The sequence below is a fragment of the Arthrobacter sp. NPDC057009 genome (genome assembly GCF_042673905.1).
Lineage (GTDB): Bacteria > Actinomycetota > Actinomycetes > Actinomycetales > Micrococcaceae > Arthrobacter.
This window is the reverse complement of sequence record NZ_JBHUSB010000005.1, coordinates 83,103-109,938: the sequence shown is the minus strand read 5'-3', so window position 1 is coordinate 109,938 and position 26,836 is coordinate 83,103. Positions and strand designations below refer to the sequence as shown.

Annotated in this window: 23 protein-coding genes; 7 read left to right on the top strand and 16 right to left on the bottom strand. The window is 66.8% G+C overall.

Annotation, left to right across the window (positions count from 1 at the left end; all coding sequences use genetic code 11):
* Positions 1-72 precede the first annotated feature (72 nt).
* The 3 genes from ACFTR6_RS07280 to ACFTR6_RS07270 form a co-directional block, all read right to left on the bottom strand.
* Positions 73-1,779 (bottom strand): thiamine pyrophosphate-binding protein, encoded by a 1,707-nt coding sequence (locus ACFTR6_RS07280; protein ID WP_377957390.1) that lies wholly within the window; start codon positions 1,777-1,779, stop codon positions 73-75.
* Positions 1,776-2,882: an agmatinase gene (gene speB / locus ACFTR6_RS07275; protein WP_377957389.1), complete on the bottom strand. Its 1,107-nt coding sequence runs from the start codon at positions 2,880-2,882 to the stop codon at positions 1,776-1,778. The genes ACFTR6_RS07280 and speB overlap by 4 nt, the downstream gene beginning before the upstream one ends.
* 168 nt (positions 2,883-3,050) lie before the next feature.
* Positions 3,051-3,626, bottom strand: a complete 576-nt coding sequence (locus tag ACFTR6_RS07270) for a helix-turn-helix domain-containing protein (protein WP_076798693.1) — start codon at positions 3,624-3,626, stop codon at positions 3,051-3,053.
* Between the two features lie 293 nt (positions 3,627-3,919).
* Between ACFTR6_RS07270 and ACFTR6_RS07265 the strand changes: the two genes are divergently transcribed.
* The gene (locus ACFTR6_RS07265) at positions 3,920-5,443 is read left to right on the top strand and encodes a sodium:solute symporter (protein WP_377957388.1); all 1,524 of its coding nucleotides are present in this window, start codon (positions 3,920-3,922) and stop codon (positions 5,441-5,443) included.
* Between the two features lie 138 nt (positions 5,444-5,581).
* Here ACFTR6_RS07265 and ACFTR6_RS07260 read toward each other — a convergent pair whose 3' ends face one another.
* On the bottom strand, positions 5,582-5,809 hold the full coding sequence (locus ACFTR6_RS07260; protein ID WP_377957387.1) for a hypothetical protein: 228 nt from the start codon (positions 5,807-5,809) through the stop codon (positions 5,582-5,584).
* Between the two features lie 249 nt (positions 5,810-6,058).
* On the opposite strand from ACFTR6_RS07260, the gene ACFTR6_RS07255 reads away from it, so the two are divergent.
* Together ACFTR6_RS07255 and ACFTR6_RS07250 are read left to right on the top strand one after the other, a co-directional pair.
* Entirely contained in the window at positions 6,059-7,231 is a 1,173-nt protein-coding gene (locus tag ACFTR6_RS07255) for a VIT1/CCC1 transporter family protein (protein ID WP_377957386.1), read from the top strand.
* Between the two features lie 62 nt (positions 7,232-7,293).
* Entirely contained in the window at positions 7,294-8,436 is a 1,143-nt protein-coding gene (locus ACFTR6_RS07250) for a matrixin family metalloprotease (protein ID WP_377957385.1), read from the top strand.
* 33 nt (positions 8,437-8,469) lie between these two features.
* Here ACFTR6_RS07250 and ACFTR6_RS07245 read toward each other — a convergent pair whose 3' ends face one another.
* From ACFTR6_RS07245 to ACFTR6_RS07230, 4 genes are all read right to left on the bottom strand, one after another.
* A complete protein-coding gene (locus ACFTR6_RS07245) occupies positions 8,470-9,603 on the bottom strand; it encodes an LOG family protein (RefSeq protein WP_377957384.1) in 1,134 nt (377 codons plus the stop codon).
* A 108-nt stretch (positions 9,604-9,711) separates the two neighbouring features.
* The gene (locus ACFTR6_RS07240; RefSeq protein WP_377957383.1) at positions 9,712-10,488 is read right to left on the bottom strand and encodes an SDR family NAD(P)-dependent oxidoreductase; all 777 of its coding nucleotides are present in this window, start codon (positions 10,486-10,488) and stop codon (positions 9,712-9,714) included.
* 36 nt (positions 10,489-10,524) lie between these two features.
* Positions 10,525-11,892, bottom strand: a complete 1,368-nt coding sequence (locus tag ACFTR6_RS07235; RefSeq protein WP_377957382.1) for an MFS transporter — start codon at positions 11,890-11,892, stop codon at positions 10,525-10,527.
* 264 nt (positions 11,893-12,156) lie between these two features.
* Positions 12,157-12,864, bottom strand: a complete 708-nt coding sequence (locus tag ACFTR6_RS07230; RefSeq protein WP_076798700.1) for a FadR/GntR family transcriptional regulator — start codon at positions 12,862-12,864, stop codon at positions 12,157-12,159.
* A gap of 94 nt (positions 12,865-12,958) precedes the next feature.
* Here ACFTR6_RS07230 and ACFTR6_RS07225 point away from each other — a divergent pair, with 94 nt between their 5' ends.
* The 3 genes from ACFTR6_RS07225 to iolB all read left to right on the top strand — a co-directional run bounded on the left by ACFTR6_RS07225 (position 12,959) and on the right by iolB (position 15,888).
* On the top strand, positions 12,959-13,939 hold the full coding sequence (locus tag ACFTR6_RS07225) for a gamma-glutamyl-gamma-aminobutyrate hydrolase family protein (protein WP_377957381.1): 981 nt from the start codon (positions 12,959-12,961) through the stop codon (positions 13,937-13,939).
* Positions 13,940-14,097: 158 nt separating this feature from the next.
* Complete coding sequence (locus ACFTR6_RS07220; RefSeq protein ID WP_377957380.1) at positions 14,098-14,838, top strand: GntR family transcriptional regulator; 741 nt, start codon at positions 14,098-14,100, stop codon at positions 14,836-14,838.
* 132 nt (positions 14,839-14,970) lie between these two features.
* Positions 14,971-15,888 carry a 5-deoxy-glucuronate isomerase gene (gene iolB, locus ACFTR6_RS07215; protein ID WP_377957379.1) on the top strand — a complete coding sequence of 306 codons (918 nt, stop codon included), beginning with the start codon at positions 14,971-14,973 and terminating at the stop codon, positions 15,886-15,888.
* Positions 15,889-15,894: 6 nt separating this feature from the next.
* Here the strand turns inward: iolB and ACFTR6_RS07210 are convergent, their stop codons facing one another.
* Positions 15,895-17,160 carry an MFS transporter gene (locus tag ACFTR6_RS07210; protein WP_377957378.1) on the bottom strand — a complete coding sequence of 422 codons (1,266 nt, stop codon included), beginning with the start codon at positions 17,158-17,160 and terminating at the stop codon, positions 15,895-15,897.
* A 171-nt stretch (positions 17,161-17,331) separates the two neighbouring features.
* Here ACFTR6_RS07210 and ACFTR6_RS07205 point away from each other — a divergent pair, with 171 nt between their 5' ends.
* On the top strand, positions 17,332-17,781 hold the full coding sequence (locus tag ACFTR6_RS07205) for a MarR family winged helix-turn-helix transcriptional regulator (RefSeq protein WP_377957377.1): 450 nt from the start codon (positions 17,332-17,334) through the stop codon (positions 17,779-17,781).
* Between the two features lie 88 nt (positions 17,782-17,869).
* Here ACFTR6_RS07205 and ACFTR6_RS07200 read toward each other — a convergent pair whose 3' ends face one another.
* The 7 genes from ACFTR6_RS07200 to ACFTR6_RS07170 all read right to left on the bottom strand — a co-directional run bounded on the left by ACFTR6_RS07200 (position 17,870) and on the right by ACFTR6_RS07170 (position 26,818).
* Positions 17,870-19,348 (bottom strand): sugar porter family MFS transporter, encoded by a 1,479-nt coding sequence (locus ACFTR6_RS07200; RefSeq protein ID WP_377957376.1) that lies wholly within the window; start codon positions 19,346-19,348, stop codon positions 17,870-17,872.
* The gene (locus tag ACFTR6_RS07195; RefSeq protein ID WP_076798706.1) at positions 19,345-20,220 is read right to left on the bottom strand and encodes a sugar phosphate isomerase/epimerase family protein; all 876 of its coding nucleotides are present in this window, start codon (positions 20,218-20,220) and stop codon (positions 19,345-19,347) included. Before ACFTR6_RS07195 ends, ACFTR6_RS07200 begins: the two co-directional genes overlap by 4 nt.
* A 114-nt stretch (positions 20,221-20,334) precedes the next feature.
* Positions 20,335-21,348 (bottom strand): Gfo/Idh/MocA family protein, encoded by a 1,014-nt coding sequence (locus ACFTR6_RS07190; RefSeq protein WP_087872175.1) that lies wholly within the window; start codon positions 21,346-21,348, stop codon positions 20,335-20,337.
* Between the two features lie 50 nt (positions 21,349-21,398).
* Positions 21,399-22,310 carry a sugar phosphate isomerase/epimerase family protein gene (locus tag ACFTR6_RS07185; RefSeq protein WP_377957375.1) on the bottom strand — a complete coding sequence of 304 codons (912 nt, stop codon included), beginning with the start codon at positions 22,308-22,310 and terminating at the stop codon, positions 21,399-21,401.
* An 87-nt stretch (positions 22,311-22,397) separates the two neighbouring features.
* Positions 22,398-23,909 (bottom strand): CoA-acylating methylmalonate-semialdehyde dehydrogenase, encoded by a 1,512-nt coding sequence (locus tag ACFTR6_RS07180; protein WP_377957374.1) that lies wholly within the window; start codon positions 23,907-23,909, stop codon positions 22,398-22,400.
* A 47-nt stretch (positions 23,910-23,956) separates the two neighbouring features.
* The gene (gene iolD, locus ACFTR6_RS07175; protein WP_377957373.1) at positions 23,957-25,906 is read right to left on the bottom strand and encodes a 3D-(3,5/4)-trihydroxycyclohexane-1,2-dione acylhydrolase (decyclizing); all 1,950 of its coding nucleotides are present in this window, start codon (positions 25,904-25,906) and stop codon (positions 23,957-23,959) included.
* 3 nt (positions 25,907-25,909) lie between these two features.
* Entirely contained in the window at positions 25,910-26,818 is a 909-nt protein-coding gene (locus tag ACFTR6_RS07170; protein ID WP_377957488.1) for a deoxyribose-phosphate aldolase, read from the bottom strand.
* Between the last annotated feature and the right edge of the window lie 18 nt (positions 26,819-26,836).

Genomic DNA, 26,836 nt, shown 5'->3' with positions numbered 1-26,836 from the left:
CCCAATTCCGGGTGAAAATGGGGCCACAAGTGTACGTTCGCGCTGGGTGGGGGGTGTCAGGTGGTCGAAGGGTCAGGTGTCCAGGTGGGTCGGGGCGAACATCTTCAGCAGCGTTTCAACCACGACGACGTTGGGCCCGTCCGCGGTGAAGGCGGCCTTGAGCGCGTCCCCCACGTTTTCCGGGGCAACCCGGGTGGCGGGAACGCCGAAGGATTCGGCCAGCTTCACGAAGTCCGGGCGGGCGAGTTCGGTGGCCGTGGCCTTGCCGAAGGCGCCCACCATGTATTCGCGCAGGATGCCGTAGCCGCCGTCGTCCACGATCAGCCAGGTGACCGGCACGTTGTGCTGCTTGGCGGTGGCGAGTTCCGCGATCGAGTACATGGCCGAGCCGTCGCCGGAGACGGCGAGCACCCGGGCCGAGGCCGCTGACTTGCCCACGGTTTCCAGGCCCACGGCCCCGCCGATCGCCGCCGGGAAGCCGTAGCCGAGGCCGCCGGCGCCCTGGGCGGAGTGGAACTGGCCCTCGCGGGCGTCCCAGCAGCTCCAGCCCCAGTACGCCGAGATGGTCATGTCCCAAAACGTCTGCATGTCCGCCGGAACCGCCTCGCGGATGTCGGCCATGAACTTCAGTTCCTTGGCGAGGTCCTGTGATTCCAGCCGCTCCTTCACCTTGCGCAGCGACTCCCGCACCAAATCCTCGGGCGATGTTCCGTGCCAGTCGGCCCGGCGCTCGGCCGGAGCCGACAGGGAAGCGTCGAGGGCGGCGAGCGCCTGTCCGGCGTCGGCGCGGATGCCCAGGCCTGGGCGGTTGGATTCCAGGACGCGGGGTTCGGCGTCGATCTGGATGATGCGGCCGCGCGGTTCGAACGTGAAGTAGTTGGAGGTGACTTCGCCCAGCGAAGAGCCGATGACGACCAGGACGTCAGCGTCTTCGAGGAGGTCCGTCATGTGGCGGTCCTCGATCCACGACTGGAGCGACAGTTCGTGGTTCCACGGGAAGGCGCCGTTGCCGCCGGGCGTGCAGATGACGGGGGCACGGAGCTTTTCCGCGATCGAGAGCAGTGATTTTTCCGCCCGGCCGCGGCGGGTTCCGCCGCCGGCGATGATGGCGGGGCGCTCCGCCGTCGACAGCCATTTCACGGCTTCGCGGACGAGCTCGACGCGCGGCGGATTGTCCGCTGCTTCGGCCAGCGCGTCCTCGACGGGCGGCACCACGATCGGGTCCAGCAGCACGTTCTGCGGGATTTCCAACCAGACCGGCCCCTGCGGCGAGGAGATCGCCTCGGTCCAGGCGTCCTGGATGGCCGACGGGATGCCGGAGGCGTGCTGGATCAGGCGCTGGCTCTTGGTGACGTTCGCGGCCGAGGCCTTCTGGTCATCCAACTGGTGCAGCATGCCCTTCCGCCGCGCGCCCAGGCCCTCAAGCGGGATCTGGCTGGCAACCACCACCATGGGCACACCCGTGGCGTAGGCCTCCTGCAGCCCGGCGAGCGAGGTCAGTGCGCCCGGCCCGGTGGACAGGAAGAGCACGCCCACCTCCCCTGTGGCGCGCGAGTAGCCGTCGGCGGCGAAGGCGCTGTTGTTCTCCACCCGGGAGGACACGAACTTCAGGCTGCCCCGGCCCATGGCGTCGAAGAGACCCAGCGCGTGCTGGCCGGGAATGCCGAACACCGTCTTGGCGCCGAGCGCCTCGAGGGTTTCGACGACGAGGTCCCCGCCATTGCGCACACCCTCCCCGGAGCCTGATCCCGAGGCAGCGCCGGGTTCGGTGCCGGTCATTTGGAGCCTACGGCGGCGCGGACAGCACCGTTGTCGGCCGGCGCCGGGGAGGCTGCCGCGAACCCTGCAGGACGCCGGACTTCCCGGCCCAGTGCCTGGGCAGCATAGCCGGTCTCGGCGCCGAAGCGGTCGCCGGCTACGGTGTTGTCCGCCATGAGGGTGACAAGTTCGTAGGCAACGTGGCTTGCAGCAACACCAGTGATCTCGGCATGGTCGTAGGCCGGGGCCACTTCGACGACGTCGGCGCCCACGAGGTTCATGCCGCGGAAACCGCGGATGATCTCCAGCAGTTCACGGCTGGTGATGCCGCCGGCTTCCGGCGTGCCGGTTCCCGGGGCGTGGGCGGGGTCCAGGACGTCGATGTCGACGGAGATGTACAGCGGCCGGTTTCCGATCCGGTCCCGGACCTTGGCCACCGTCTCCAGCACGCCCTGGTAGTAAACGTCCGCGGAGGTGACGATCCCGAACCCGAAGCGGTGGTCGTCGTCGAGATCCTTCTTCCCGTACAGCGGGCCGCGGGTGCCGATATGGCTGATGGCCTCCGTATCAAGGATGCCCTCCTCCACGGCACGGCGGAACGGCGTGCCGTGGGTGTACTCCGCACCGAAATAGGTGTCCCAGGTGTCCAGGTGGGCGTCGAAGTGCAGCATGGCGATGGGGCCGCCGGCCCGCTCGGCGGCGGCGCGCAGGAGCGGCAGCGCGATGGTGTGGTCGCCGCCGAGGGTGAGCAGCTTGCTGCCGGCCGCCGTCAGATCGAGGGCGTTCTGCTGGATGGTTTCGATGGCCTCGTTGATGTTGAACGGGTTCACGGCCATGTCACCGGCGTCGGCCACCTGGCAGTTCTCGAAGGGGCTGACATCCCAGGCCGGGTTGTACGGGCGGAGGAGCCGGCTGGCCTCGCGGACGTGGTTGGCGCCGAAACGGGCACCGGGCCGGTAGGAGACCCCGGAGTCAAAGGGCACGCCCACCACGGTGATGTCGGATTTCGCCACCTGGTCCAGGCGCGGCAGGCGGGCGTAGGTGCCGGCCCCGGCGTAGCGGGGAATACGGGATGAATCGATGGGGCCAAGGTTGCCGTTGGCTTCGATGCGCAGCTCTTCCAAAGGAACGCCTCTCCTTCGAGGATTGAATGTCGAGGGTGGGTTGTGACAGCCATCATACACTCGAAGTTGCCCAATGTGCACCGGCTGTTTACATCAGGCCTCGAAGCCGGAGCATAAAAAACCCGGGCCCCACAGCAGACATGCGGGCCCGGGCATCAACCGAAAGCCCTACCGGCTGGCGGCCGGCACCAGCACCCAGAGGACTTCGACGGACTCATCGGTGGGGTTGACCCAGGTATGCGGCTCCCGCCCGGGGAAGGTGACGGTGTCACCGGTGGTCAGTTCGTACTCCTCATTGGTGAGGATGAGCTTGATGGTCCCTTTGATCACGTGCAGGACATCGACATCGCAGTCCACGGCGTAGAGCTCTGATTCGCCGCGGCCCCGGGGGTCGATAACCGCCTGGATGATCTGCACGCGGCGCTCGGACCGGGCGGTCAGCAGCCGCTCGACGATGCCCTGCCCGCCGAGGGAGATGCGCGGCCCCGCATCGCGTTTGGTCAGGTGCGTTTCGGGCGCAGCAAACAGGTCTCCAATGGAGATCGACAGGACCTGGCACAGCGTGACGAGCGAGGCCACCGACGGCGAGGTCAGGTCGCGCTCCACTCGGCTCAGGAAGCCTTTGGTCAATCCGGTGGCGTCGGCCACCTGCTCGATGGTGAGCCGCTGGGACTGGCGCGCGGCACGGATTCTTGAACCGATGGCAACGGGAACATTGCTCGGCTCAACTGGAAGTGCCTTCATTTACGAACCTTTCACGGCCGGCCGCACGGCCCCAACATTGGAGCCATATTATCGGCCTGGCCCTTCTGTGACGCGGGCCAGGCGCGCCTTGCGGGCTTTGCGTCTTGACTGTTACTCGAATCACAGCCTACGCTTTTACGCAACATGTGTTGCTTGTGGAACAACTCCCACGAGGAGAGGCACACCAAGGAACCCAGCGTTTCCCCAGATTTCCGTTCAATGCAGCGCCGTCCCGGAAGCCCCGTTTCCAGGACCGGTCCGTAAGCTGCCAAAGCTCCAAGGATCCCCCAATCATGGACGCAAGTTTCGTCAATATCGCCATCGTGGTGGCCTATCTGGCCGCGATGCTGGCCTTCGGCTGGTGGGGCAAGTCCCGCACCAAAAACAACAGCGATTTCCTCGTGGCCGGCCGCCGCCTGGGTCCGCTGCTCTACACGGGAACCATGGCAGCCGTGGTTCTGGGCGGCGCCTCCACCGTCGGCGGCGTCGGCCTGGGCTACAAGTTCGGCATCTCGGGCATGTGGCTCGTGGTGGCGATCGGCGCCGGCGTCTTGCTGCTGAGCCTGCTGTTCGCGGGCACCATCCAGAAGCTGAAGATCTACACCGTCTCCCAGATGCTGTCCCTGCGGTACGGCAGCGAGGCCACCCGGACCTCCGGAATCGTCATGCTCGCCTACACCCTGATGCTGTGCGCCACCTCCACCGGCGCATACGCCACCATCTTCGTGGTGCTGTTCGGCTGGGACCGCGCACTGGCCATCGCCATCGGCGGCGCGATCGTACTGGTCTACTCCACCATCGGCGGCATGTGGTCCATCACCCTGGCCGACCAGGTCCAGTTCGTCATCAAGACTGTGGGCATCTTCGTCCTCATGCTGCCCTTCACGCTCAACGCCGCAGGAGGCATTGACGGCATCCGCAGCCGGGTGGAGGCCAGCTTCTTCCAGATTGACGGCATCGGCGTCCAGACGATCATCACGTACTTCGTGGTCTACACCCTCGGCCTGCTGATCGGCCAGGACATCTGGCAGCGCGTGTTCACGGCAAAGACGCCGCGGGTTGCCCGCTGGGGAGGTGCCACCGCCGGCATTTACTGCATCCTGTACGGCGCCGCCGGCGCGCTGATCGGCCTCGGCGCGAGGGTGGCGCTGCCGAACATCGACGTCAATACCGAAGGCAAGGACGTTGTCTACGCGGAGGTGGCGCAGAACCTGCTCCCCATCGGCATCGGGGGCCTGGTGCTCGCCGCCGCCGTCGCGGCCATGATGTCCACCGCCTCCGGCGCCCTGATTGCGGCCGCCACCGTGGCCCGCGCAGACGTGCTGCCGTTCGTCGCCGGCTGGTTCGGCAAGACCATCAACACTGACGATTCCGACAACCCCGAGCACGACGTCAAGGCCAACCGCATGTGGGTCCTCGGCCTGGGCATTGTCGCCATCCTGATCGCCATCATCACCAAGGACGTCGTTGCGGCCCTGACCATCGCCTACGACATCCTGGTGGGCGGCCTCCTGGTGGCCATCCTCGGCGGTCTCGTCTGGAAGCGCGGCACCGGCATCGCGGCCGCCGCGTCCATGGCAGTCGGCTCCGTGGTGACCCTCGGCACCATGATCGTCCTGGAGATCAACGCCAAGGAACCGCTGGAAGGCGTCTTCGCCAACGAGCCGATCTACTATGGCCTGATCGCTTCGGCAGTGGTCTACGTTGCAGTGTCGCTGCTGACCAAGCCCACGGACCCCGCGGTCATGAACCGCTGGTTCCTTCGGGTCACCGGCAAGGACACCGAGGAGGTGCCGGTTTCGGCCGGCTCCGTCTGAACCGCCGGTAATCTGCCGCTGGCAGATAAAGTACAAGCACGACGACGGCGGTGCCTCCCAGCGCGGGGAGGCACCGCCGTCGGGGTTTAACGAGTTGGGCTAAAGCGGGACGGAAAGGATCAGCGCTAAAAAGGCGCTTTAGGCTTCGTAGCCTTCGTCCGCACGAAACTCGTCGTCCGCGTCCAGCGGAACCACCCGTTCGTCGCCGTCCGCTCCCTCGGAGTTGCCGGGAACAACCCGCTCCTCGGAATCAAGGAATTCGTCTTCCGCGTCCCAGTCTTCCACCGGCGCGTCCTCGGCAAAGTCGTAGGCGGGATCGGAGTCGATGCGGGTGTCCGGCTCGGGGTGCGTTCCGTTGGTGTTCATCAGGCAGACCTCCGTGTGGTTGGACTACTTCAATACCCCGCCGTCGGCGCGGCACATTTTCATCAGATCACCGCCGGTGCAGGGGGTCAAGGGCGTTCAGGCAGGCAGGCGGGATTGCCTCCGCAGACAGGGTTGTTGAGGTTTCCCTAAACTTCCGGCTAAGGCTTACCGGCCGAAAATCCCCGGAATTCCGGGGTAAAGTGGGCGATGCAATGGGGCCGCATCCGTCCCATCTACCCAGGAGTTCCCGTGTCTCAGCACGCAAAATCTGACCCCCACACCACCGGCGACGCGCCCGGCTCGACCAACCGCCTTCCCGCCGGTGCCCCGGCATCCCGCCCAGAACCCAGCCCCGCCGACATCAAGCGCTGGCGCCAGTACCTCGCGGACGAACGGGCCGAGGCTGCCGTCTACCGCGACCTCGCCCAGAACCGCTCCGGCGAAGAGCGCGCCATCCTTCTGGCCCTGGCCGAGGCCGAGGGCCGGCATGAAGCCCACTGGCTGAAGCTGCTCGGGGAGCATGCCGGCAAGCCCCGGCACGCCTCGTTCCGCAGCCGCCTGCTGGGCTTCCTCGCCCGGCACTTCGGCTCCGTGTTTGTGCTCGCGCTGGCGCAGCGGGCCGAGGGCCGCTCCCCCTACACAAAGGAACCCTCGGCCACCCCGGCCATGGCGGCCGACGAGCAGATCCATGAGGAAGTGGTCCGGGGGCTGGCAACGCGCGGCCGCAACCGGCTCGCCGGCACGTTCCGCGCCGCCGTCTTCGGAGCCAACGACGGCCTGGTCAGCAACCTCGCGCTGGTGATGGGCATGGCCGCCACGGGCGTTGGCAGCGGCGTGGTCCTGCTCAGCGGCATCTCCGGGCTTTTGGCCGGCGCGTTCTCCATGGGCGCGGGCGAATTCGTGTCCGTCCGTTCCCAGCGGGAGCTCCTCGACGCGACCCGCCCCACCCAGGTGACGCTGGTGGCGGCGCCGCAGCTGGACATTGAGCACAACGAACTCCTGCTGGTGTACCTGGCACGCGGCATGTCCCGGGAGGCTGCCGAACACCGGGTGGCCGAGCGCATGGGCCTCTTCACGTGCGACTGCGATCCCAGCCTCTCGCTGCATCCTGAACTGCCCGAGACCGAGGACGAGCACGAAGCCGTCGGCACGGCCTGGGGCGCCGCGCTGTCCAGCTTCTGCTTCTTCGCTTCTGGCGCGATCGTGCCCATTATTCCGTTTATCTTCGGCATGACCGGAGTCAGTGCCCTCATCGTGGCGGCAGTCCTGGTGGGCGTCGCACTGCTGGCCACCGGCGGGACTGTCGGGCTGCTGTCCGGCACGTCGCCGCTGACCCGCGGCCTGCGGCAGCTCGCCATCGGGCTCGGAGCAGCCGGCGTCACGTACCTCCTGGGAATGGCCTTCGGCGCCGTCATAGCCTGACTCACCGGCATTTCGGCCAATTTACCGGCCTGGCGGGCGGAACTGTAAAGTAAGCTTGCTTAGTGATTGTTGCCTTGTTTGCCCTCGCCCGGTTCCGTGGTGCGGGCGGCGCGGCAGGAGAATGCCGCGAAAGGGGTGCAGTGGAGCGTCAGGATCCGGGAAACAGCCAGCCAAGACACCGGCACCGGCCGCGCCATTCCGGTCCGGCCACGGCAGCGGCAAGGTTCATCCGCAGTCTGGTCGTGCTCGCTGCCCTCGGTTGTGCCGCATTCCTCGCAGCGGGGATGGCGTACGGCGACCCCCGTTTTGCCGGCGCTCTGAACTTCCGCATCGGTTCCGGGGATCCGTCCGCGTCCCGGCAGGAGGATGCCCCGCAGGACGTCCAGCAGGACGTCCAGCAGCAGGACACCGGCCAGGACCAGGCAGGGCACGACCAGACGGAACAAGACCCGTCCGCGGTACCTGCCCAAGCCGGACCAAGCCCGCAGTCCAGGCGGGCGGAGGCCGGTGTGCCCGGAGGCGCGGGCACTGCCGCCGGTGCGCCCCCGCCGGGCCTCGGGGAGGCTGCCACTCCCCTGGGCAGGCCGCAGGCGCCCCCGGAGCCCAGCGCCTCGTTCAAGTTCCTGGCCGTGAACGCCGACGGCTCCCCCGTGGGCTACTCGCCGTGCCGCCCGTTGCACTACGTGGTGGATGCCAGGCTTGCCCCGGAAGGTGCTGCAGGCCTGGTTCCGGCAGCGATCCAGGCCATCTCCCGCGCCACCGGCATCCAGTTCGTCAACGACGGCGTCACCGAAGAGCAGCCGTCGGCCCGGCGTGCCCCGTACCAGCCCGAAAAATACGGCGACCGCTGGGCACCCCTGCTCATCAGCTGGACCACGCCGGAGGTGGCCCCCAAGCTGGGCGGCAAGGTCATCGGCACGGGCGGCAGCACCCTCTACAGCTACGGGAACGGGCCCAAGAGCTATGTCACCGGGAGCCTGGAACTGGATGCACCCCAAATGGCTGTGGAGCTGGGACGCCCGGACGGCACCTCCTACGCCAGTGCCGTCATCCTCCATGAACTGGCCCACGTGATGGGGCTGGAGCACGTCAACGACCCCTTCCAGCTCATGTACCCGGAGATCGGCTCGCCGGAGGGCTTGGCGGCCGGAGACCTGAACGGCCTGTATCGGCTGGGCAAAGCACCCTGCCGCAAGGACCTGTAAGCCGGCGCGGCCCCGTTCACCCGGCCCGCCGGTTTACCCGCCGAGGACCGCGAGCGCCTCGTCCACGCTGTCCACCAGGAAGATCCGCTGCTCCATGGCCCGGCCCGCAGCGAGGCTTTGCAGCATGGGCCAGGCCGGAAATTTCTGCTCCCAGTGTTCCCTGCCCACGAGCACCATGGGGGTCATGGTCTCCGGGACGCCGTAGTAGTTCTCGCAGGCGTCCTGGAAGATCTCCTGGACCGTACCCGCGGCGCCGGGCAGGAACACGATCCCTCCGTTGCAGACCTCCAGGAGGATGGCCTCGCGGACGGCGTTGGCGAAGTACTTGGCGATGTGGGTGGCGAAATAGTTGGGCGGCTCGTGCCCGTAAAACCAAGTGGGAATGCCCAGGGAAGGGGTCCCGGCCGGAAAGCGCTCGACGGCGGCTGCCGCAGCACGTGCCCAGGCGGACACCGAGGGACGGAAGCCGGGAACGGCTGCCAGGTCACGGAGCACGTCCTGGAAGTCGGCGTCGCTGGCGGTGCTCAGGTAGGCACCCAGGTTCGCGGCCTCCATGGCGCCGGGGCCTCCGCCGGTAGCCACCAGATGGCCGCGGCGGGCCAGGAGCCGTCCCAGCAGGGCCGCGGCGGCGAAGCCGGTGGTCCCCCGCTGCAGGGCATGGCCGCCCATGACCCCGACGATGGAACGGCCGCCGCTGTTGAGGGTGCGGACAAATTCCTCCAGGGAGTCCCCGACGGCGTGATCGTGCAGGGCTGCCGCCAGGGTGGAATCGAGGCGGTGCCGCTGGCCTGGCCGCATGCTCCACTGATAGACCAAAGCGTCCGGGGTTTTCTCGTACGGCCCGTCAAGGATGCCTGCGTACAGCTCCTGCGGAGTGTAAAGCCCGGCCCGGTACGGGTTGAAAGGAACGCCGGTGAGCTTTGGAAAAATCAGGGCACCCCGGCTGCGGAGTGACGCCTCCACGCCCGGGTCGAACGTACAGCCCAGGAAAATCGCCCCCTCGGCGTCCAGGGCCGCCAAGGCAGTGCCCCGTCCGCGGAGATCAAGCGACTGCGCGTGCCAGCCGTGCATCGCCGTGGCCCCGGCGCTCACCAGCCGGTCGAACTTGGCGATGCTGTCCACCTCAAGGGTCCGCGGGCTGGGGTTCAGGCTGCCGGAGGGGTTCATGATGCCTAGCCTAATGCGGTGCCGGGAGCGCACAGGGCCCAAAAGCGAAGTGCCCCGCCGGGAGACCGGCGGGGCACTTCGGGAAAATCCAACGGCTAAGAAACCAGGTCAGGAGACCTGGAGGCCGCCGTTGATGTCGTAGGTCGCGGCGGTGATGTAGCCCGAGTCCGCACCCAGCAGGAAGGAGATCAGCGCAGCCACTTCCTCGCGGGTGCCCACGCGGCCCATCATGATGCCCTCGGACATCTGGGCCTTGCGCTCCTCGGTCAGGGTTCCGCCCATGATGTCGGTGTCGATCGGGCCCGGGGCGATGGCGTTCACGGTCACGCCGAACTCGCCGACTTCGCGGGCCAGGGCACGGGTGAAGCCGATGATGCCGGCCTTGGAGGCGCTGTAGGCCACCTTGGAGTAGGTGCCGCCGCCGCGCTGGGCGGAGATGGAGGAGATGCTCACGATGCGGCCCAGCTTGCGTTCGATCATGCCCTTGAGCACCCGCTGGGACACCACGAACGTGCCGCGCATGTTGATGGCGAAGACCTTGTCCCACTCGGCAACCGTGGTCTCCATGAAGGGGGTCGGGGAGCTGATGCCGGCCAGGTTGGCCAGTGCCACGATCGGCGGCATCGACTCTTCGATCTCGCTGATCGCCCGGTCCACGGATGCTTCGTCGGAGACGTCGGCTCCGACGCCGATCGCCTTCACGGCACGGTTCGACCCGATCTCCGCCGCGGCGGCCCTCGCGTCCTCGGCGTTGATGTCCAGGATCGCGATGGACCAGCCCTCGCTGGCCATGCGGTCAGCCGCTGCCCGGCCAATGCCGCGGACGGACGCCGCGCCGGTCAGCACAACGGTGCGTTCTGCGGGGAAGGGGGTGGTTGAGCTCATTGCGGGTATTCCTTCGGGTGGTTCTCGGATGGGTCTTTAGCGGTTGGCCGGGACGTCTGCGGTGACCTTGGCTGCCGGGTCCAGTGCCGCGTCGCCTTCGGGGCGCTTACGGGCATACAGGTACGTGGCCACAGCCGTGACGCACAGGCAGAAGGAGAGGAACAGCAGGCCGCTCTGGTTGTTGCCCGTGGCATCCTTCAGGATCCCGACGGCGTACGGGGCCACGAAGCCGCCAAGGTTGCCCAGCGAGTTGACCAGGGCGAGGCCGGAAGCGGCTGCCGCGCCGGTGAGGGCGGCGGACGGCATGGAGAGGAACGGTGCGATGGCTCCGTAGATGCCCATGGCGGCTGCGGTCAGGGCGATGAGTGCCAGGACGGGGTTGACCTGCAGGAGGTAACCGGCGGAGAGGAGTCCAAGACCTGCCAGCACCATGCTGACGGAGGTGTGCCAGGCGCGCTTGCCGGTCTTGTCGGCGCGCTTGCTCCAGAAGTAGACGAAGACTGCTGCGATGGAGTACGGAATCAGGACGATGAATCCGACCTGCGCGGTGGAGAAGTCACCCAGGGCGGCCACGATGGTGGGAAGCCACAGGCCCAGGCCGTAGATGCCGCAGACGAGGCCGAAGTACAGGGCAGAGTAAACAACGGTGCGCTTGTCCTTGAGGCCGGCCAGGAAGTTGTGGTTGCCGCCCTTGGACTTGGCTGCGAGTTCGGCGTCCATGGTGTTGGTCAGCCACTCGCGCTCGTCGGCGTTGAGCCACTTGGCGTCGCGGGGGCGGTCCGTCATGAGGATCGGGGTCAGCAGGCCGAGCAGGACAGCCGGGATGCCTTCGATGATGTACAGCCACTGCCAGCCGTGCAGGCCCCAGATGCCGTCCATCTGCAGCAGGAGGCCGGACACCGGGGCGCCGAGGGCGTTGGAGATGGGCTGGGCGAGGATGAAGATGCCCAGGACGGTGACGCGCTGCGCGGCCGGGAACCACAGGGTCAGGTAGAAGAGGATGGCCGGGAAGAAGCCGGCTTCGGCGGCGCCGAGCAGGAACCGGATGATGTAGTAGGTGGTTTCACCGTTCACCAGGGCCATGGCCGTGGCGAAGATGCCCCACGTGATCAGGATGCGGGCCAGCCATTTGCGGGCGCCGAACTTGTACATCCCGGCGTTGCTGGGTACTTCCAGGAGTGCGTAGCCGAGGAAGAAGATGCCCGCACCCAGACCGTAGGCAGCAGCGGTCAGGCCGATGTCCTCGCTCATGGTCAGCTTGGCGAAGCCGACGTTGTTGCGGTCCAGGTATGCGATGAAGTACAGGAGCACGATCAGCGGCATGACGCGGCGGCGGACTTTGCGGAGCGTGCGGTCTCCAAGCTCGCCGAGTCCGGAGGACGTTTTGGTTAATGAAGTCATCATCGACCTTCTGTCTGGCGGTTCCCGGCCCGGCGGCTCTGCGGGTGGGTTTCCGCTGCTTATCTTTTGTGGATTCCGATCAGCGATTATGTCTGTTTTATCTGATGTCAGACATCTGACGGAAGAACATGACCAAAAGTTTAGGAGGGTGACGAGCGTTACGTCAAGGCGGAAGGGCGAACCCGCCCAAAGACACGCCCAGTCACTCCCGGACCGGGAGAAAACTCGGGAACAGTGGGTGGAGCCGGGGAAGGAGAAAAGGGGGCCTTAGGAGCGGCTGCCGTGAACGTAGCGCTCGTAGTCCTCGAAGGTCTGGTCCATGTGCTCATCCATGGCTTTACGGGCCAGCTCCGGGTCACCGGTGAGGATGCTTTCCAGCACGCGCTGGTGGAAGGCGATGGCGTGGCGCTGGATCTCCTCGATGGCCGACGTCTCGCGGCGCGCGCGGTAGAGGGACTGGCCCAGCTGGGCCAGCAGGGCACGCACAAACGGGTTGCCGGAGGCCTTCAGGACGGTGTCATGGAAGGCTATGTCCGCGGCCACGAACCCGTCCAGGTCGCGGTCCTGGTGAAACCGCTTCATGTCCGCGATGGACGCCCTCATCTCCTCGGCGTGTTCGGGGGTATGGCGGCGGGCGGCGAGCGCAGCGGCACCGGTTTCCACCATGCGCCGCACCTCAATGAGCCCGCGGGAAACCTGGTCGTCCGCATTGCCGTGCGAGGCTGCCTTGATGATGGCATCGAGGCCAGTCCAGTTGTCGGCAGGGTTTACGAACGTGCCGCGGCCGGCCTTGACGTACAGGATGTTCTGGGCCCGAAGTGCTTTCAGGGCTTCACGGGCGGTCAGCCGGCTGACGTCGTAGGCCTTGGCGATGTCGGCTTCCGGCGGCAGTGCATCGTGCGGCTTCAGCCTGCCATCGAGAATGTCGTCCAGCAGACCGTCAACGAGGTCGTCAACAAGTGTCCTGCGCCCCATCGACTGCCCTACTTTCGCCTTGCCTACTGCTCCCAACACTACCGAACCGCGGCAGACCCAGTAAAAAGGATCCGTCATGGGGCAGAATTTGAGGATGCAGGATTCAACGCGGAATTCAGGAACAGTGCAGGATCCGGAGGCAGTGCAGGATTTGGACACAGCGCAGAACCGGGATGCGACAGACAGCACGACGCCGGGCCATGGGCGCCGGCCCCGAATCGGTATCCCTGTCCGGCTCAATAACACTTCGGATCCGGATCCGCGGGTGGCAAAGGCCAACCGCCTCTTCGGCTGCATCGTCAGCCTCATCCGCGATGCTGGCGGGGAGCCGGTGCTGCTCACCCCTGAGTCGCTGGAGGCGGGAGTTCGCGGAACCCCCAACAGTGGAACGGCCGACGGCGAAAAGGCGCCGGACGCGCCCGGGGCGCTTGACGGCGTCGTACTTCCCGGCGGCGGTGACATTAGCCCCCGCCTCTACGGCGAGGAGCCGGGACCTACGCTCTACGACGTCAGCGAGGAGCAGGACCGGCTGGACTTCGCGGTGGCGCGGCACGCGCTGGATTCCGGCATGCCGGTATTGGGCATCTGCCGCGGACACCAGCTGCTCAATGTGCTGTACGGCGGGACGCTGATCCAGGACATGACGCCAGGAACCGTGCCGCACCGCCAGATCCCGGCAGCCGCCAACAGGCCCTGGGTCTGGCACGAGGTGACCATCATCCCGGGCTCCAAGGTGGCAAAGATGTATGCCGCCGTCGACAGTCCGGACGGGGGGACGGCGGCCTCGGCGGGCGCAGCCTCTGCGGACGCGGGTAAGGCAGCTGCGGGCAATGCAGCCGCAGGCGACACTGCAGCGATGGGCGTCAAGATCGCTTCGGGCCACCATCAGGCCGTCGACCGGGTGGCTCCGGGGCTGCTGGTGACCGCCGTCGCGGATGACGGCACGGTGGAGGCACTCGAGGATCCGGAGCGGTGGGTGGCCTCGGTGCAGTGGCACCCCGAGGCCCTGGAACTGACCGAAGAGCAAAGGCTCGCCCCGTTCCGTGTCTTCGTGGAGGCCTGCGGCAAGCCCTGACCGGCGAAGCACCTCGGCTGCCGTGCGGACCGGTTCCGCTCCTTGACTGGCGGCCGCGCCCTGCTATGATCAAAATCAGAGTATGTCCTAACAAACGGACATGCACTGACATACAGGCTTCCTGGACGCAGGAACCTGCGGCACAAAGGGAGCATTCAATGGCGAACCAACTACACCTCAGCATCGACCGGTCGTCGCCGGTGCCGCTGTACCATCAGGTGGTCCAGGGCATTGAAGCTGCCATCCATACCGGCCTGCTGGAACCCGGCAGCCGGCTGGAGAACGAGATCGACCTCGCCGCCCAGCTGAACCTCTCGCGCCCCACCATGCGCAAGGCCATGGACGAACTGGTCCGTTCCGGGCTGCTCGTGCGCAAGCGGGGTGTCGGCACTCAGGTGGTGTCGAGCCAGGTCCGCCGTCCGCTTGAACTGTCCAGCCTGTACGACGACCTGACGAACAACGGCAGCAAGCCGACCACCGAAGTGCTCACCTTTGCGCACATAGAGGCCGACGCCGCCACCCGGGAGGCCCTCCACCTCACCGCCGGGGCCAAGGTCTACCACTTCACCAGGCTCCGGAAAGTGGCCGGCAAGCCACTGGCCCTGATGGAGAACTGGGTGCGCGACGACATCACGCACATTGATGAGGACCTGCTCAAGACGCAGGGCCTGTACAGCATCCTGCGCAGCGGCGGCGTCAACTTCCGGCTGGCAACGCAGCGCATCGGCGCCATGGTGGCCAACGATTACCAGGCCCCGCTCCTGGAGACCCAGCCCGGTTCCGCCCTGGTCACGATGGAACGCACCGCCGTCGACGACACGGGGCGAAACGTGGAGACCGGACACCACGTCTACCGGGGTGACTCCTACAGCTTCGAAATGACACTGGTCCAGCGCTAGCGCGATTCAGCCCCGGGCCGGCAAAGCAAGGACGGTTCAGTCCCCCGCCTGGGTGGGGGCAGCCGTTGGCCTGCCCTTTTGCCGACTGCCGGCGGGGCGCCATTTCCACCTATCCGAAAGGGACACGAACTTATGGCCGAATGGGTATACCCCCTGGGCAGCGCCGCCGAAGGCTGCTGGGACGTTTCGCTGGGAACGTCGGACTCGAAACTTGCCGTGCAGGGCTGGGAGCACACTGGGCTGAAGGTGGCCACGCTGGCTCCGGGCGCCGCCGTCGAACTCCCCGCGGCCGCCGAGGAACGGATTGTCATCCCGCTGAGCGGGGCGTTCACGGTGACGGTTGACGGGCTGGATCATCCGCTCGCCGGGCGGGCGAGTGTCTTCAGCGGCCCCACCGATGTGCTGTACTCCGGGACGGACAAGGCGGTTACCGTCTCGTCGTCCGACGGCGGCCGGGTTGCCATCGCTACGGCTCCCGCCAAGGTCCAGTACCCCACCCGCCTGGTCACTGCGGCGGAGACGCCCGTGGAGCTGCGCGGTGCCGGAAACTGCTCGCGCCAGGTCCACAATTTCGGCACCCCCGCCGCACTGGAGGCGGACCGGTTCATCGTCTGCGAAGTCATCACGCCGGCGGGCAACTGGTCCTCCTACCCGCCGCACAAGCATGACGAGGAGAAGGAGGGCGAGACCCGGCTCGAGGAGATCTACTACTTCGAGACGCGGGTGGCCAACGGAGCCGGTTCGGCAGGTCCGGGTTCGGCCGGGCCGGGCGGGGATGCGGATGCCATCGGCTACCAGCGGGTCTACGCCTCCGACGACCGCCCGATCGACGTCGCCGCCGAAGTCCGCACCGGCGACGTGGTGCTGGTCCCCTACGGCTGGCACGGCCCGGCCATGGCCGCGCCCGGCTACGACATGTACTACCTCAACGTCATGGCCGGACCCGGCCGCGTCCGGGACTGGCTCATCAGCGATGACCCGCACCATGGCTGGGTGCGCCAGACCTGGGAAGGCCAGAACATCGACCCGCGGCTGCCTTTCAAGGCGTAGATGCGCCTAGCGCACAGAGACGGGTTCGACGTCGGCCGGTTCAGCTTCGGTTGAACCGGCCGCTTCCGTCTCCACCCCCGTCTGGGACGCGGCCGTTAGCCCGGTAGCCGCAGCCCGTCGGGCACTTGCCTTTGCCCCGGCGGCGGCACCGGCCATCACCAGAAGGCCCAGCACGGTAATCGCTGCCCCGGCCCAGATGGGCGAGGTGTAGCCGAGGCCGGCAGTGATGGTGACCCCACCTAGCCAGGCGCCCAGGGCGTTGCCCACATTGAACGCGCCGATGTTGGCTCCGGACGCCAGCGTGGGCGCCTTGGCCGCGTACTTCATGACGCGCATCTGCAGGCCCGGCACCGTTGCGAAGCCGGAACCGCCCAGGAGCAGCAGCGAGGCGATGGTGAACATCTGGTTGCCTGCACTCAGGGCGAACGCCACCAGCACAACCACCAGGACGGAAAGCACGGCGAGCAGGGTGCGGTCCACGTTGCGGTCGGCCGCCCGGCCGCCGAGGGTGTTGCCGATGAACAGGCCCACGCCGAAGACAATCAGCAGCCAGGGCACCGTGGAGGCGGCGAATCCGGAAACCTCCGTGAGCGTGAAGGCGATATAGGTGAAGGCGCCGAACATTCCGCCGTAGCCCAGGATGGTCACCAGGATGGACAGCCACACCTGCCCGGAGCGGAAGGCTCGCAGCTCGCTGCGCAGGCCGCCCGGAGCCGCCTCGCCGCTCCCGGCCTTGGGCACCAGGGCCAGGATGCCTGCCAGCGCCAGCACACCGATGCCGGTGATGGCCCAGAAAGTGGAACGCCAGCCTGCCGCCTGCCCCAGCAGGGTGCCGAGCGGAACCCCGAGGACGTTGGCAGCTGTAAGCCCGGTGAACATGATGGCGATGGCGGCCGCCTTCCTGGTGGGCGGAACCATTCCGGCAGCCACCACCGCACCGATGCCAAAGAAGGCGCCGTGCGCGAGGGCTGCCACCACCCGGCCTGCCATCATCGTCCAGTAGTCGGGGGCGACGGCAGAGAGCAGGTTGCCGGCAATAAAGAGCACCAGCAGCACGGCCAGGACCGGCTTGCGCTGGAAGCGGGAGACGGCGGCGGTGAGCCCCAGGGCTCCCACCACGACGGCGAGGGCATAGCCGGAGATGAACCAGCCGGCTGAGGCTTCACTCACCCTGAAGTCGGCAGCGACTTCGGGGAGCAGCCCCATAATGACGAACTCGGTGAGTCCGATGCCGAACCCGCCGAGGGCTAGGGCTATCAGGCCAACAGGCATGGATGTGCTCCTTCGGAACTGTACTGAATGGGAAGCGCGGCGTAAGCTATTAGTTGCAAGCGCGCTATATTTCGTTGCAGAAGCAACTATTGCATGAAAAAATATACCGCGCAAGCAACTATTTGTGCCGTGCTCCCTTCTGGGAGCCGTAGAGCTGAAGGAGTGGAGCCTGTGGGGATCAAGGACGACGCCGTGGAGGTGCGTGCCCAGGGCTGGCGCACACTTGCCGCCCTGCACGGGCTGATCGAGGCGGAGCTGGAACGGTCGCTGCAGGGACAGGCGCAGCTATCCGTCGTCGAATATACGGTGCTGGATGCGCTCAGCCGGCAGGACGGTTGGCATATGCGCATGCAGCAGCTTGCACGGGCCACGGCCCTCTCCCCCAGCGCGACCACGCGCCTGGTGAACCGGCTGGAGGACCGCGGCCTGCTGACACGGATCCTGTGCGCGGATGACCGGCGCGGGATCTACACCGAACTCACCGGCAGCGGGAGCAAACTGCTGGCAGACGCGCGGCCGGTCCACGACGCCACACTGGAGCGGACCCTGGCCGAAGCGCAGCAGGTGCCGGAGCTGGCACCCCTGGTGGAAGCCTTCCCCCGGCTCCACGCCGGCGTGTAGTTTCACGCCGGTCCGGTCCTTGAACGGGTAATGCCCCCCTCGAGGACCTCGAGGGGGCATTACCCGTTCGTAGAATTCAGTGTTTCTGTCAGTGGACGGGGGTGCGCGTTTCGCCGGCGGTCCCGGCTCCGGCAGTCGCCGCCTCCGTGGGGACACCTGCCTGGTGCTTGAAGTAGTGTTCCACGTCCTCGAGGCTCTTGTCCTTGGTCTCCGGAACGTACTTTGCGGCGAACAGAATCGCCCCCACCCCGAGGATTGCAAACACGAAGAACGTGTTGGAGATGCCCACGGCTGCCAGCAGCTGCGGGAAGCCGAAGCCGATCAGGAAGTTCACGATCCAGAGCACGAAGGCGGATGCACCCATGCCCAGGCCGCGGAGCTTCAGCGGGAAGATCTCCGAGAGCATGAGCCACGTGACCGGCGAAATGGCGCCCTGCTGGAAGGCCAGGAACGTGACGGTCAGTGCCAGGATCACGTAGCCGCGGGCGGTGCCCTCGGGCAGGACCAGCGAGAACAGGCCGATCAGCAGCAGCGCCGAGGTGGTTCCGACCTGCCCGGTGATGAGCATCCGCCGGCGCCCCACCTTGCCAAGGAGCCAGATGCCGGCGAACGTGGCCAGCACGGAGATGACGCCGTTGGCGATGTTGGCGCTGAGGGCCGCCTCCCGGCCGAAGCCGGCATCGGCGAGGATCTGCGTGCCGTAGTACATGATCGAGTTCACGCCGGTGATCTGCTGGATGACCGCAAGGCCAACGCCCACGAAAAAGATCCGGCGCAGCCAGGGAACCTGCAGGTCCTTCCAGGACCCCATCTTGGACTTGTAGTCCTCCACCGCCATGGCCTTGACTTCTTCGAACTCCGCCGCTGCCTCGGCCTTGGACCGGATGCGCTGGAGCACGCCGAGCGCCTCGCCGAAGCTGCCCATGGAGGCCAGCCAGCGGGGGCTTTCGGGCATGAAGGCCATGCCGATCCACAGCGCGACCGCCGGCAGCGTGGCAATCACCAGCATCCATCGCCAAATGCCGCCGGCCTCGCCGAAGGTGTTGCCGAGGTAGGCGTTGAAGATGAAGGCCAGCAGCTGGCCGGTGACGATCATGAGCTCGTTCTGCGTCACGATCCGCCCGCGGCGGGCCGACGGCGACACCTCGGCCAGGTACACGGGCACCGTCACGGACGCTCCGCCCACGGCCAGGCCCAGGACGAACCGGGCCGCGACCATGAACTCGGTGCTGGGAGCCAGCGTGCAGGCAAGCGTGCCCACCAGGAAGATCACGGCCAGGACCATGATCATCTTGCGGCGGCCGTTCCGGTCCGCCAGCCGGCCGCCGAACAGGGCACCGAAAGCGGCGCCGAACAGCAATGACGACGTCACCATGCCTTCGGCCAGCGGGGTCAGGCCCAGGTCCTCCTGCATGTACGGCAGGGCACCGTTGATGACGCCGGTGTCGTAGCCAAAGAGGAGGCCGCCGAACGTGGAGATGATGGTAACGGTGCGGAGCGCCCGCTTGTGCTTCAAGTGTGCCCGCTTGTGCTTTAAGTCGGCCTTCCCAGAAGGCGCGGCCGTCATACGCTGACCTTCTGCACGTACTGCTTCATGGTCTCGAGCTGGAAGCGGGATACCTCGTCGGCGTTCTCGTTTTCGGCGAAGACGCTGGAGACCATCACGGTGTTATCCCGGTCCAGGAACCCGATTTCCTTCAGACCGCCGAAGAACTCGTCCCAGTTCACGTCGCCGTCGCCGATCTTCAGGTGCTGGTGCACCCGGACGGCGTTGCCCGGCGGGTTGGTGATGTAGCGCAGGCCGTGTGACGCGTGGTGGTCCATGGTGTCCGCAACGTGGACCAGGCGGAGCTTGTCCCCCGCCGCGCGCATGATGTCCAGCGGCGAGTTCTTCATGTGGAAGCTGTGCGAGGCCACGTAGACCATGCCGACGTTCTTCGAGTTCAGGCCACGGATGACGCGGATCGCGGCCAGGCCCTCCTCCACGAAGTCGTCCGGGTGCGGGTCGATGAGCAGGTCGATGCCTTCGCGCTCGATGATGGGGAGCAGTTCCTCCATGGAGCGGTAGAACGCGCGCTCGGACTCCTCAGCCAGCTCCGGCCGGCCGCTGAACTCGGTGTTCATGGTGCTCACGCCCAGGTCCACGGCGATCTGGATGGCGCGCTTCCAGTAGCGCACCGCTGCCTCACGGGCGTCCTCGTCCGGACCGGACCAGCGCAGCACAGGCAGGATGGACGCGATTTCGATTCCGGCGTCGGTGCACGCCTTCTTCAGCTGGCCCACCAGCTCGTCGTCGGCCTTGGGGTGGTTGTAGAAGGGGATGAAATCCGGATGCGGCGTCATCTGCATGTACTTGTAGCCGAGGTCCGCCACCACCTTCGGGAACTCCAGCAGGCTGTGGCTGTGGTGGAACGGGGTGGGGTCAAGGGCGATTTTCACGAGGAACACTCCATTGTGGAAAGAGTCGGATAACAGAAGGAGTTTTTGTCCAGATAACGCAGCCGTGAGCGGGCATGAAGGCGCATTATCTGGACAAAAACTCCAGGTGCGGTGCTAGCTGTAGAGGGCAGGCTTGGCGTTCAGCTTCACGGCGACCTTCTCGCCGTTCTTCTGGGCTTCCACGCCCGCTTCGCAGCAGGCCGCCGTGGCGTAGCCGTCCCAGGCGCTGGGTCCGCCGATTTCACCGCGGAGGGCGGCGTCCACCCAGGCCTGGATTTCGACGTCGTAAGCGGCGCCGAAACGCTCCTCGAAGCCGGGCGTGACCTTGCCGCCCCAGCGGCCATTGCTGCGCAGGTACGGGCCGCTGTCGCCGCCGATGCTCACGATGCCGTCCTCGAAGGACGCCTGCGTGGCCACTTCGTAGCCGAACTTCGCGTTCACGTAGATTTCTACGTCGGCCAGGACACCGGACTCGGTTTCGATCAGGACGTGCTGTGGGTCGTGCTGGCCGGCCGGGGCGTTCTTCGTGGCCTTGCCGAGGCGGACCTGGACGGAGGTGATCTCCTCGCCGGTGAAGAAGCGGATGGCGTCGAACTCGTGGACCACGGAATCGTTGATGAGCATCTCGTTGGTGAAGCCCGCCGGGGTGCTCGGGTTCCGGTGTTGGTGGTGCAGCATCAGCAGCTCGCCGAGCTCACCGTTGCGGATGACCGAACCGAGGGCGGCGTATTCAGCGTCGAAGCGGCGCATGAAGCCAACCTGGATGCGCTTGCGGCCCAGCTGCTCCTCGGCCTGGACGATCTTCCAGGACGACTCCGCGTCCGGCGTCAGCGGCTTCTCACAAAGGATCGGAATGTCCTTGGCGATGGCCTTGAGCAGGATTTCCTCGTGCAGGAAGCCCGGGGTGGCAATGAGGACGGCGTTGACGTCGCCATTGTTCAGTGCCTCTTCGGCGTCTGCCAGGGCAACAGCCCCGGGGATTCCCTCGATGGCGGCCTGGGCGCGGGCGAGGTCAACATCGACGACGGCGGCAACTTCAGCGCCGTGGATGCGCTTGCTGAGGCGCTGGATGTGGTCCGCGCCCATGCGGCCGGCGCCGATGACGGCGACGCGAAGGGTTTCAGTCATTGTTCTTCCTTTAGTTCGGACGGATCGGGTGTTGCTGGTCGACCGCTTTGTCAGTTGACCGCAGTGCGGGAGCCGCAGGACAGCAGGTAGTTGCGGGTCCGCTTGGCGATGGGCATCGGGACGTCGAAGGCCACCGGGTACATGTCCTGCTCCACGATGCCGAAGATCGGCCGGTTCAGGCCCTCGACGGCCTCGATGACCGCACGCAGGTCCGGCAGGCCGTTGGGCGGTTCCGTCATGACGCCGGCCAGGTTCGCCGCTGCCCAGGTCATGTTTTCCTCGTTGACCTTCTTCAGGACGTCCGGGTTGATCTGCTTCAGGTGCAGGTAGCCGATCCGGTCCGGGTAGTTCTTGATGAGCTCCAGGCTGGAGGCGCCGCAGTATTCAGCGTGTCCGGTGTCGAGGCACAGGTTGAGGTACTGCGGGTCGGTCGCACCCAGCAGGGTTTCGATGTCTTCCTGCGCTCCGACGTGCGAGTCGGCGTGGGAGTGGAACTGCTGCTTGAGGCCGAAGTCCTCGAGCAGCGTCTTGCCGAGGCGGTTGTGGCCGGCGAACAGGTCGCTCCATGCCTTGTCGCTGAGCGTGCCGCTCTCCACGGCCTCGCCGGTGACGTCGTCACGCCACATGGCCGGGATGACCACGATGTGCTCGCCGCCCATGGCTGCAGTCAGTTCCGCCACCTTGCGGGCCGGCTCCCAGGCCGTCTCCCACTGGTCCAGGCCGCGGTGGAAAGCGGTGAAGACCGTTCCGGCACAGACCTGCAGGTCACGCTGCTTCAGTTCTTCGGCCAGACGTGCGGGGTCGGTGGGCAGGTAGCCGTAGGGGCCCAGCTCGATCCACTTGTAGCCGGATTCGGCCACCTCGTCCAGGAAGCGCTCCCAGGGGGTCTGCTTGGGGTCATCCGGGAACCAGACACCCCAGGAGTCGGGCGCGGTGCCGATGATCAGCTTGTTCTCAGTCATTTGTCTGTTCCTTTGCGTCGATTGCTCCGTAGGTGCCGTTTTGGACGCTCAAAACGGCGTTTACGGAGCAATCGACGGTGGTGGGGATTAGTTGGAGGGGAAGTTGTAGGAGGCGCCGGAGGCGTGGGTGGGTTCGGGCCAGCGGGAGGTGACGACCTTGCCGCGGGTGTAGAAGGAAACGCCTTCGGGGCCGTAGATGTGCTTGTCGCCGAAGAGCGAGGCCTTCCAGCCTCCGAAGGAGTGGTACGCGACCGGGACCGGGAGGGGGACGTTGATGCCGATCATGCCGACGGTGACGGAGCGCTGGAACTTCCGGGCGGCGGCGCCGGAGGAGGTGAAGATCGCGGTGCCGTTGCCGTAGGGGTTGGAGTTGATCAGGCGGATGCCGTCTTCGAGGGTGTCGACGCGGACGACGACGAGGACGGGTCCGAAGATCTCCTCGGTGTAGGCGCTCATTTCGGTCTTGACGTGATCCAGGACGGTGGGCCCGACCCAGAAGCCCTCCTCGTGGCCGGGGATGACGAGGTCGCGGCCGTCCACGACCATGGCAGCGCCTGCGGCTTCGGCTTCGGTGACGATCTTGACGATGCGTTCCTTGGAGGCCGGGGTGATGACCGGGCCCATCTCCGCACCGGGGACGGTGCCGTTGTTGACCTTGACCGCGGTGGCGCGTTCTTCGACCTTCTTGACCAGCAGGTCCGCGGCGTCCCCGACGGCGACGGCGACGGAGATCGCCATGCACCGTTCCCCGGCCGAGCCGAACGCGGCGGCGGCCAGGTGGTCGGCGGCGTTGTCCAGGTCGGCGTCGGGCAGCACGATGGCGTGGTTCTTCGCCCCGCCCAGGGCCTGGACGCGCTTGCCATGCTTGGTGGCGGTCTCGTGGACGTACTTCGCGATCGGGGTGGAGCCGACGAAGGAGATCCCGTCCACGTCCGGGTGGGTCAGGAGGCCGTCGACGGTTTCCTTGTCGCCGTGCAGGACCTGGAACACCCCGTCCGGCAGGCCGGCGTCCTTCCACAGCTTCGCGAGCAGCAGGGACGCGGAGGGGTCGCGTTCGGAGGGCTTGAGGATGAACGCGTTGCCCGTGGCGATCGCCATCGGCGCCATCCACAGCGGCACCATGACCGGGAAGTTGAACGGCGTGATGCCGGCAACCACGCCGAGGGGCTCGCGGAAGGAGAAGACATCGATGCCGGTGGAGACCTGGTCCGAGTAGTCACCCTTCAGCAGGGACGGGATGCCGCACGCGAATTCGATGACCTCCAGGCCGCGGCCGATCTCGCCCTTGGCGTCGGAAAGGACCTTGCCGTGCTCGGCGGTGATCAGCTGGGCGAGTTCGTCGACGTGCTCGGCGACGAGTTCGCGGAACTTGAACAGCACGGCGGTGCGCTTGGCCAGGGAAATATCACCCCAGGAATCGGCAGCGGCACGGGCGGCGGCGACGGTGGTGTCCAGGTCTGCCCGGTTGGCCAGGCGCAACTCCGCGCTGACCTGGCCGGTGGCCGGGTTGTAGACCGGGGTGGTGCGGTCGCCCTCGCCGGCGGTCTCGGCACCGTTGATGAAGTGGTTGATGGTGGTGGTAACGGTCGTCGTTGACATGTAATGACTTCCTTTGGTCTGTAGCTGGTCGTGAAGCGTTGGGGGATTCAGCCGAGCAGTTTGCGCTGGCGGTTCTTGTGGTCTGTGTAGGTCTTGTAGGCCTGCTGGGTGGACTCCAACTCCGAGACTTCGGAGACGGGCACGTCCCACCAGGATTCGGAGGACGGTGCGTCCAGCAGCGGGTCGGATTCGACGTGGATCACGATCGGGCCGCCGTTTTCCGGGGCGGCCTTGGCGTCGCGGATGGCCTGTTCGAGTTCGGCGATGGCCTTCTCACCGGGTTCGATCCGGATGACCTTCACGCCGAGGGATTCGGCGTTCAGGGCCAGGTCCACCGGGAGCCGCTCGCCATCGTCGAAGGAGTGGTGTTCCTCGTCCAGGGCCCGGTACTGGGTGCCGAAACGCTGGGAGCCGAGCATCTCCGAGAGCGAGCCGATGGAGGCGTAGCCGTGGTTCTGGATCAGGACCACGATCAGCTTGATCCGTTCGGCGACGGCGGTGACCAGTTCGGTGTGCATCATCAGGTAGGAGCCGTCCCCCACCATGACAACGACGTCGCGCTTCTCACCGCCTGCTTTGGCTTCGGCGATAGCGGCACGCTTGACGCCCAAGCCGCCCGGAATTTCGTAGCCCATGCAGGAGTAGGCGTATTCGACGTGGTACCCGAACGGGTCACGGACGCGCCACATCTTGTGCAGGTCACCCGGGAGGGACCCGGCGGCGCAGATCACCACGTCCTGGGCGTCCATAGCCCGGTTGGTGGCGCCGATGATCTCGTTCTGCGCCGGCAGGGGCGTGTACCGGGTGTCGAAGGCCTCCTCCACGGTAGCGTCCCAACGCTTCTTCTCGGCCGCGACCTTTTCTTCGAGGTCGGCGCCGACGCGGTAGCCCCCCAGGGCCTGGTTGAGCTTGACCAGGGCCTTGCGGGCGTCGGCGACGATCGGCAGGTGCGTGCCGTGCTTGTACGCATCGATCGGGGCGACGTTGATGTTGATGAATTTCAGGTCCGGGTTCTGGAACGCGGTCCGGGAGGCGGTGGTGAAGTCCTCGTAGCGGGTGCCGATGCCGATGATCAGGTCCGCTTCGGCCGCGAGGGCGTTGGCCGCCGTCGTGCCGGTGGAGCCGATCGCGCCGAGGGAGTACTTGTGATCCCAGGGCAGGACGCCGACGCCGGCCTGGGTGTTGCCGACCGGGATGCCGGTCAGTTCGGCGAACCTGGCCAGTTCCTCGTTGGCGTAGGCGTAGAGGACACCGCCGCCGGCGATGATCAGCGGGCGCTTCGCGGCCCGGATGGCTGCGGCGGCGCGGGCGATGTCCGCATCGTCGGCTTCGGGGCGGCGGATCCGCCACTCACGCTCGGCGAGGAACTCCTCGGGGATGTCGAAGGCTTCGGCCTGGACGTCCTGCGGCAGGGAGATGGTCACCGCGCCGGTTTCGGCCGGGTCGGTCAGGACCCGCAGGCCGTGGTGGAACGCGGAGAACAGCTGCTCCGGCCGGGTGACCCGGTCGAAGAACTTCGACAGCGGCCGGAACGCGTCATTGACCGTCAGGTCGTAGGCGTAGGGCTGCTCGAGCTGCTGCAGGACCGGGTCCGCGGCGCGGGTCGCGAAGGTGTCCGACGGGAGCAGCAGGACCGGCAGGCGGTTCGTGGTGGCCAGCGCGGCACCGGTGAGCAGGTTCGAAGAACCCGGGCCGATCGAGGTGCTGACCGCGTAGGTCTGCCGGCGGCGGGTGTGCCGGGCGTACCCGACGGCCTGGTGCACCTGGGCCTGTTCGTTCCGGCCCTGGTAGTACGGCATGATCCGCGGATCGGCTGCCTGGTACTGCTTCAGGGCCTGGCCCACACCGGCCACGTTGCCGTGACCGAAAATACCGAACGTGCCAGGGATCAGCCGCTCACGGAAATCAACCCCACCCACGGAATCAACGGTGTACTGCTTGGAAAGATACTCGACCACTGCCTGCGCCACGGTCATCCGGCGGGTTCCAGTTCCCATCGTTTACTCCGATACTTCAGTGGTGTGGTGGAGGAGCGAAGCGGCCGCTGCCACAGCCCCGGCAACGTCACCGTCGGCCGGGTAGAGCAGCGTGCGGCCGACCGTGAGGCCCTGCACGCCCGGCAGCGCCAGCGCCGCTCCCCAGGTCGCGAACACCTCGTCCTGCGTGCCGGCCGGGTCTCCGCCCAGCAGCACCGTAGGCATCGTGGTCGCGGCCATGACGCGTTCCATCTGATCCACGACCGGCAGCTTCATCCACGTATAGGCGCTGGTGGACCCCAGGCCCTCGGCGATGCCGACGGACTTGATCACCGCGTCCGTGGACAGGTCGTTGCGGACCCGGCCGTTCTCCCGGACGGACAGGAACGGCTCCACCATGGCGATGAGCTTCCGCTCGGCCAAAGAATCAATGGCCTTCGCGGTCGCCTCGAGGGTCACGACGGTGTCCGGGTCGCCGAGGCAGATGCGGGTCAGCATCTTGCCGCCGTCCGCGCCCAGTTCCTCCAGGGCGGCAGCGGTGTGGCCGGTGAAACGGTCATCGAACTCGTTGACCAGCCCGGCCAGGCCGCCGCGGTTCATCGATCCGAACACCAGCTTGCCGTCAAGGGCGCCCAGCAGCAGCAGGTCGTCCATGATGTCCGGGGACGCGAGGATGCCGTCCACGGCCGGGTTGGCCAGGGCGATCTGCAGCCGGTCCAGGAGCTGGCGGCGGTCCGCCATCGCCACCGGGTCGTTACCGACGGCGAGGGCGCCGCGGGCCGGGTGGTCGGCCGCGACGATGAAGTTCTGCCGGCCGTACTTCAGGCCGGAGTGGCGGCGGCGGGCCTTCGCGGCACGTGCCACAGCGGAAGGGTCTTCGAGCCGGATCGTGCTCAGGTGCTCGTAGCGGCGGGGGTCGTCATCCACCGCGATCGTCGCGGTGCCGGGGTG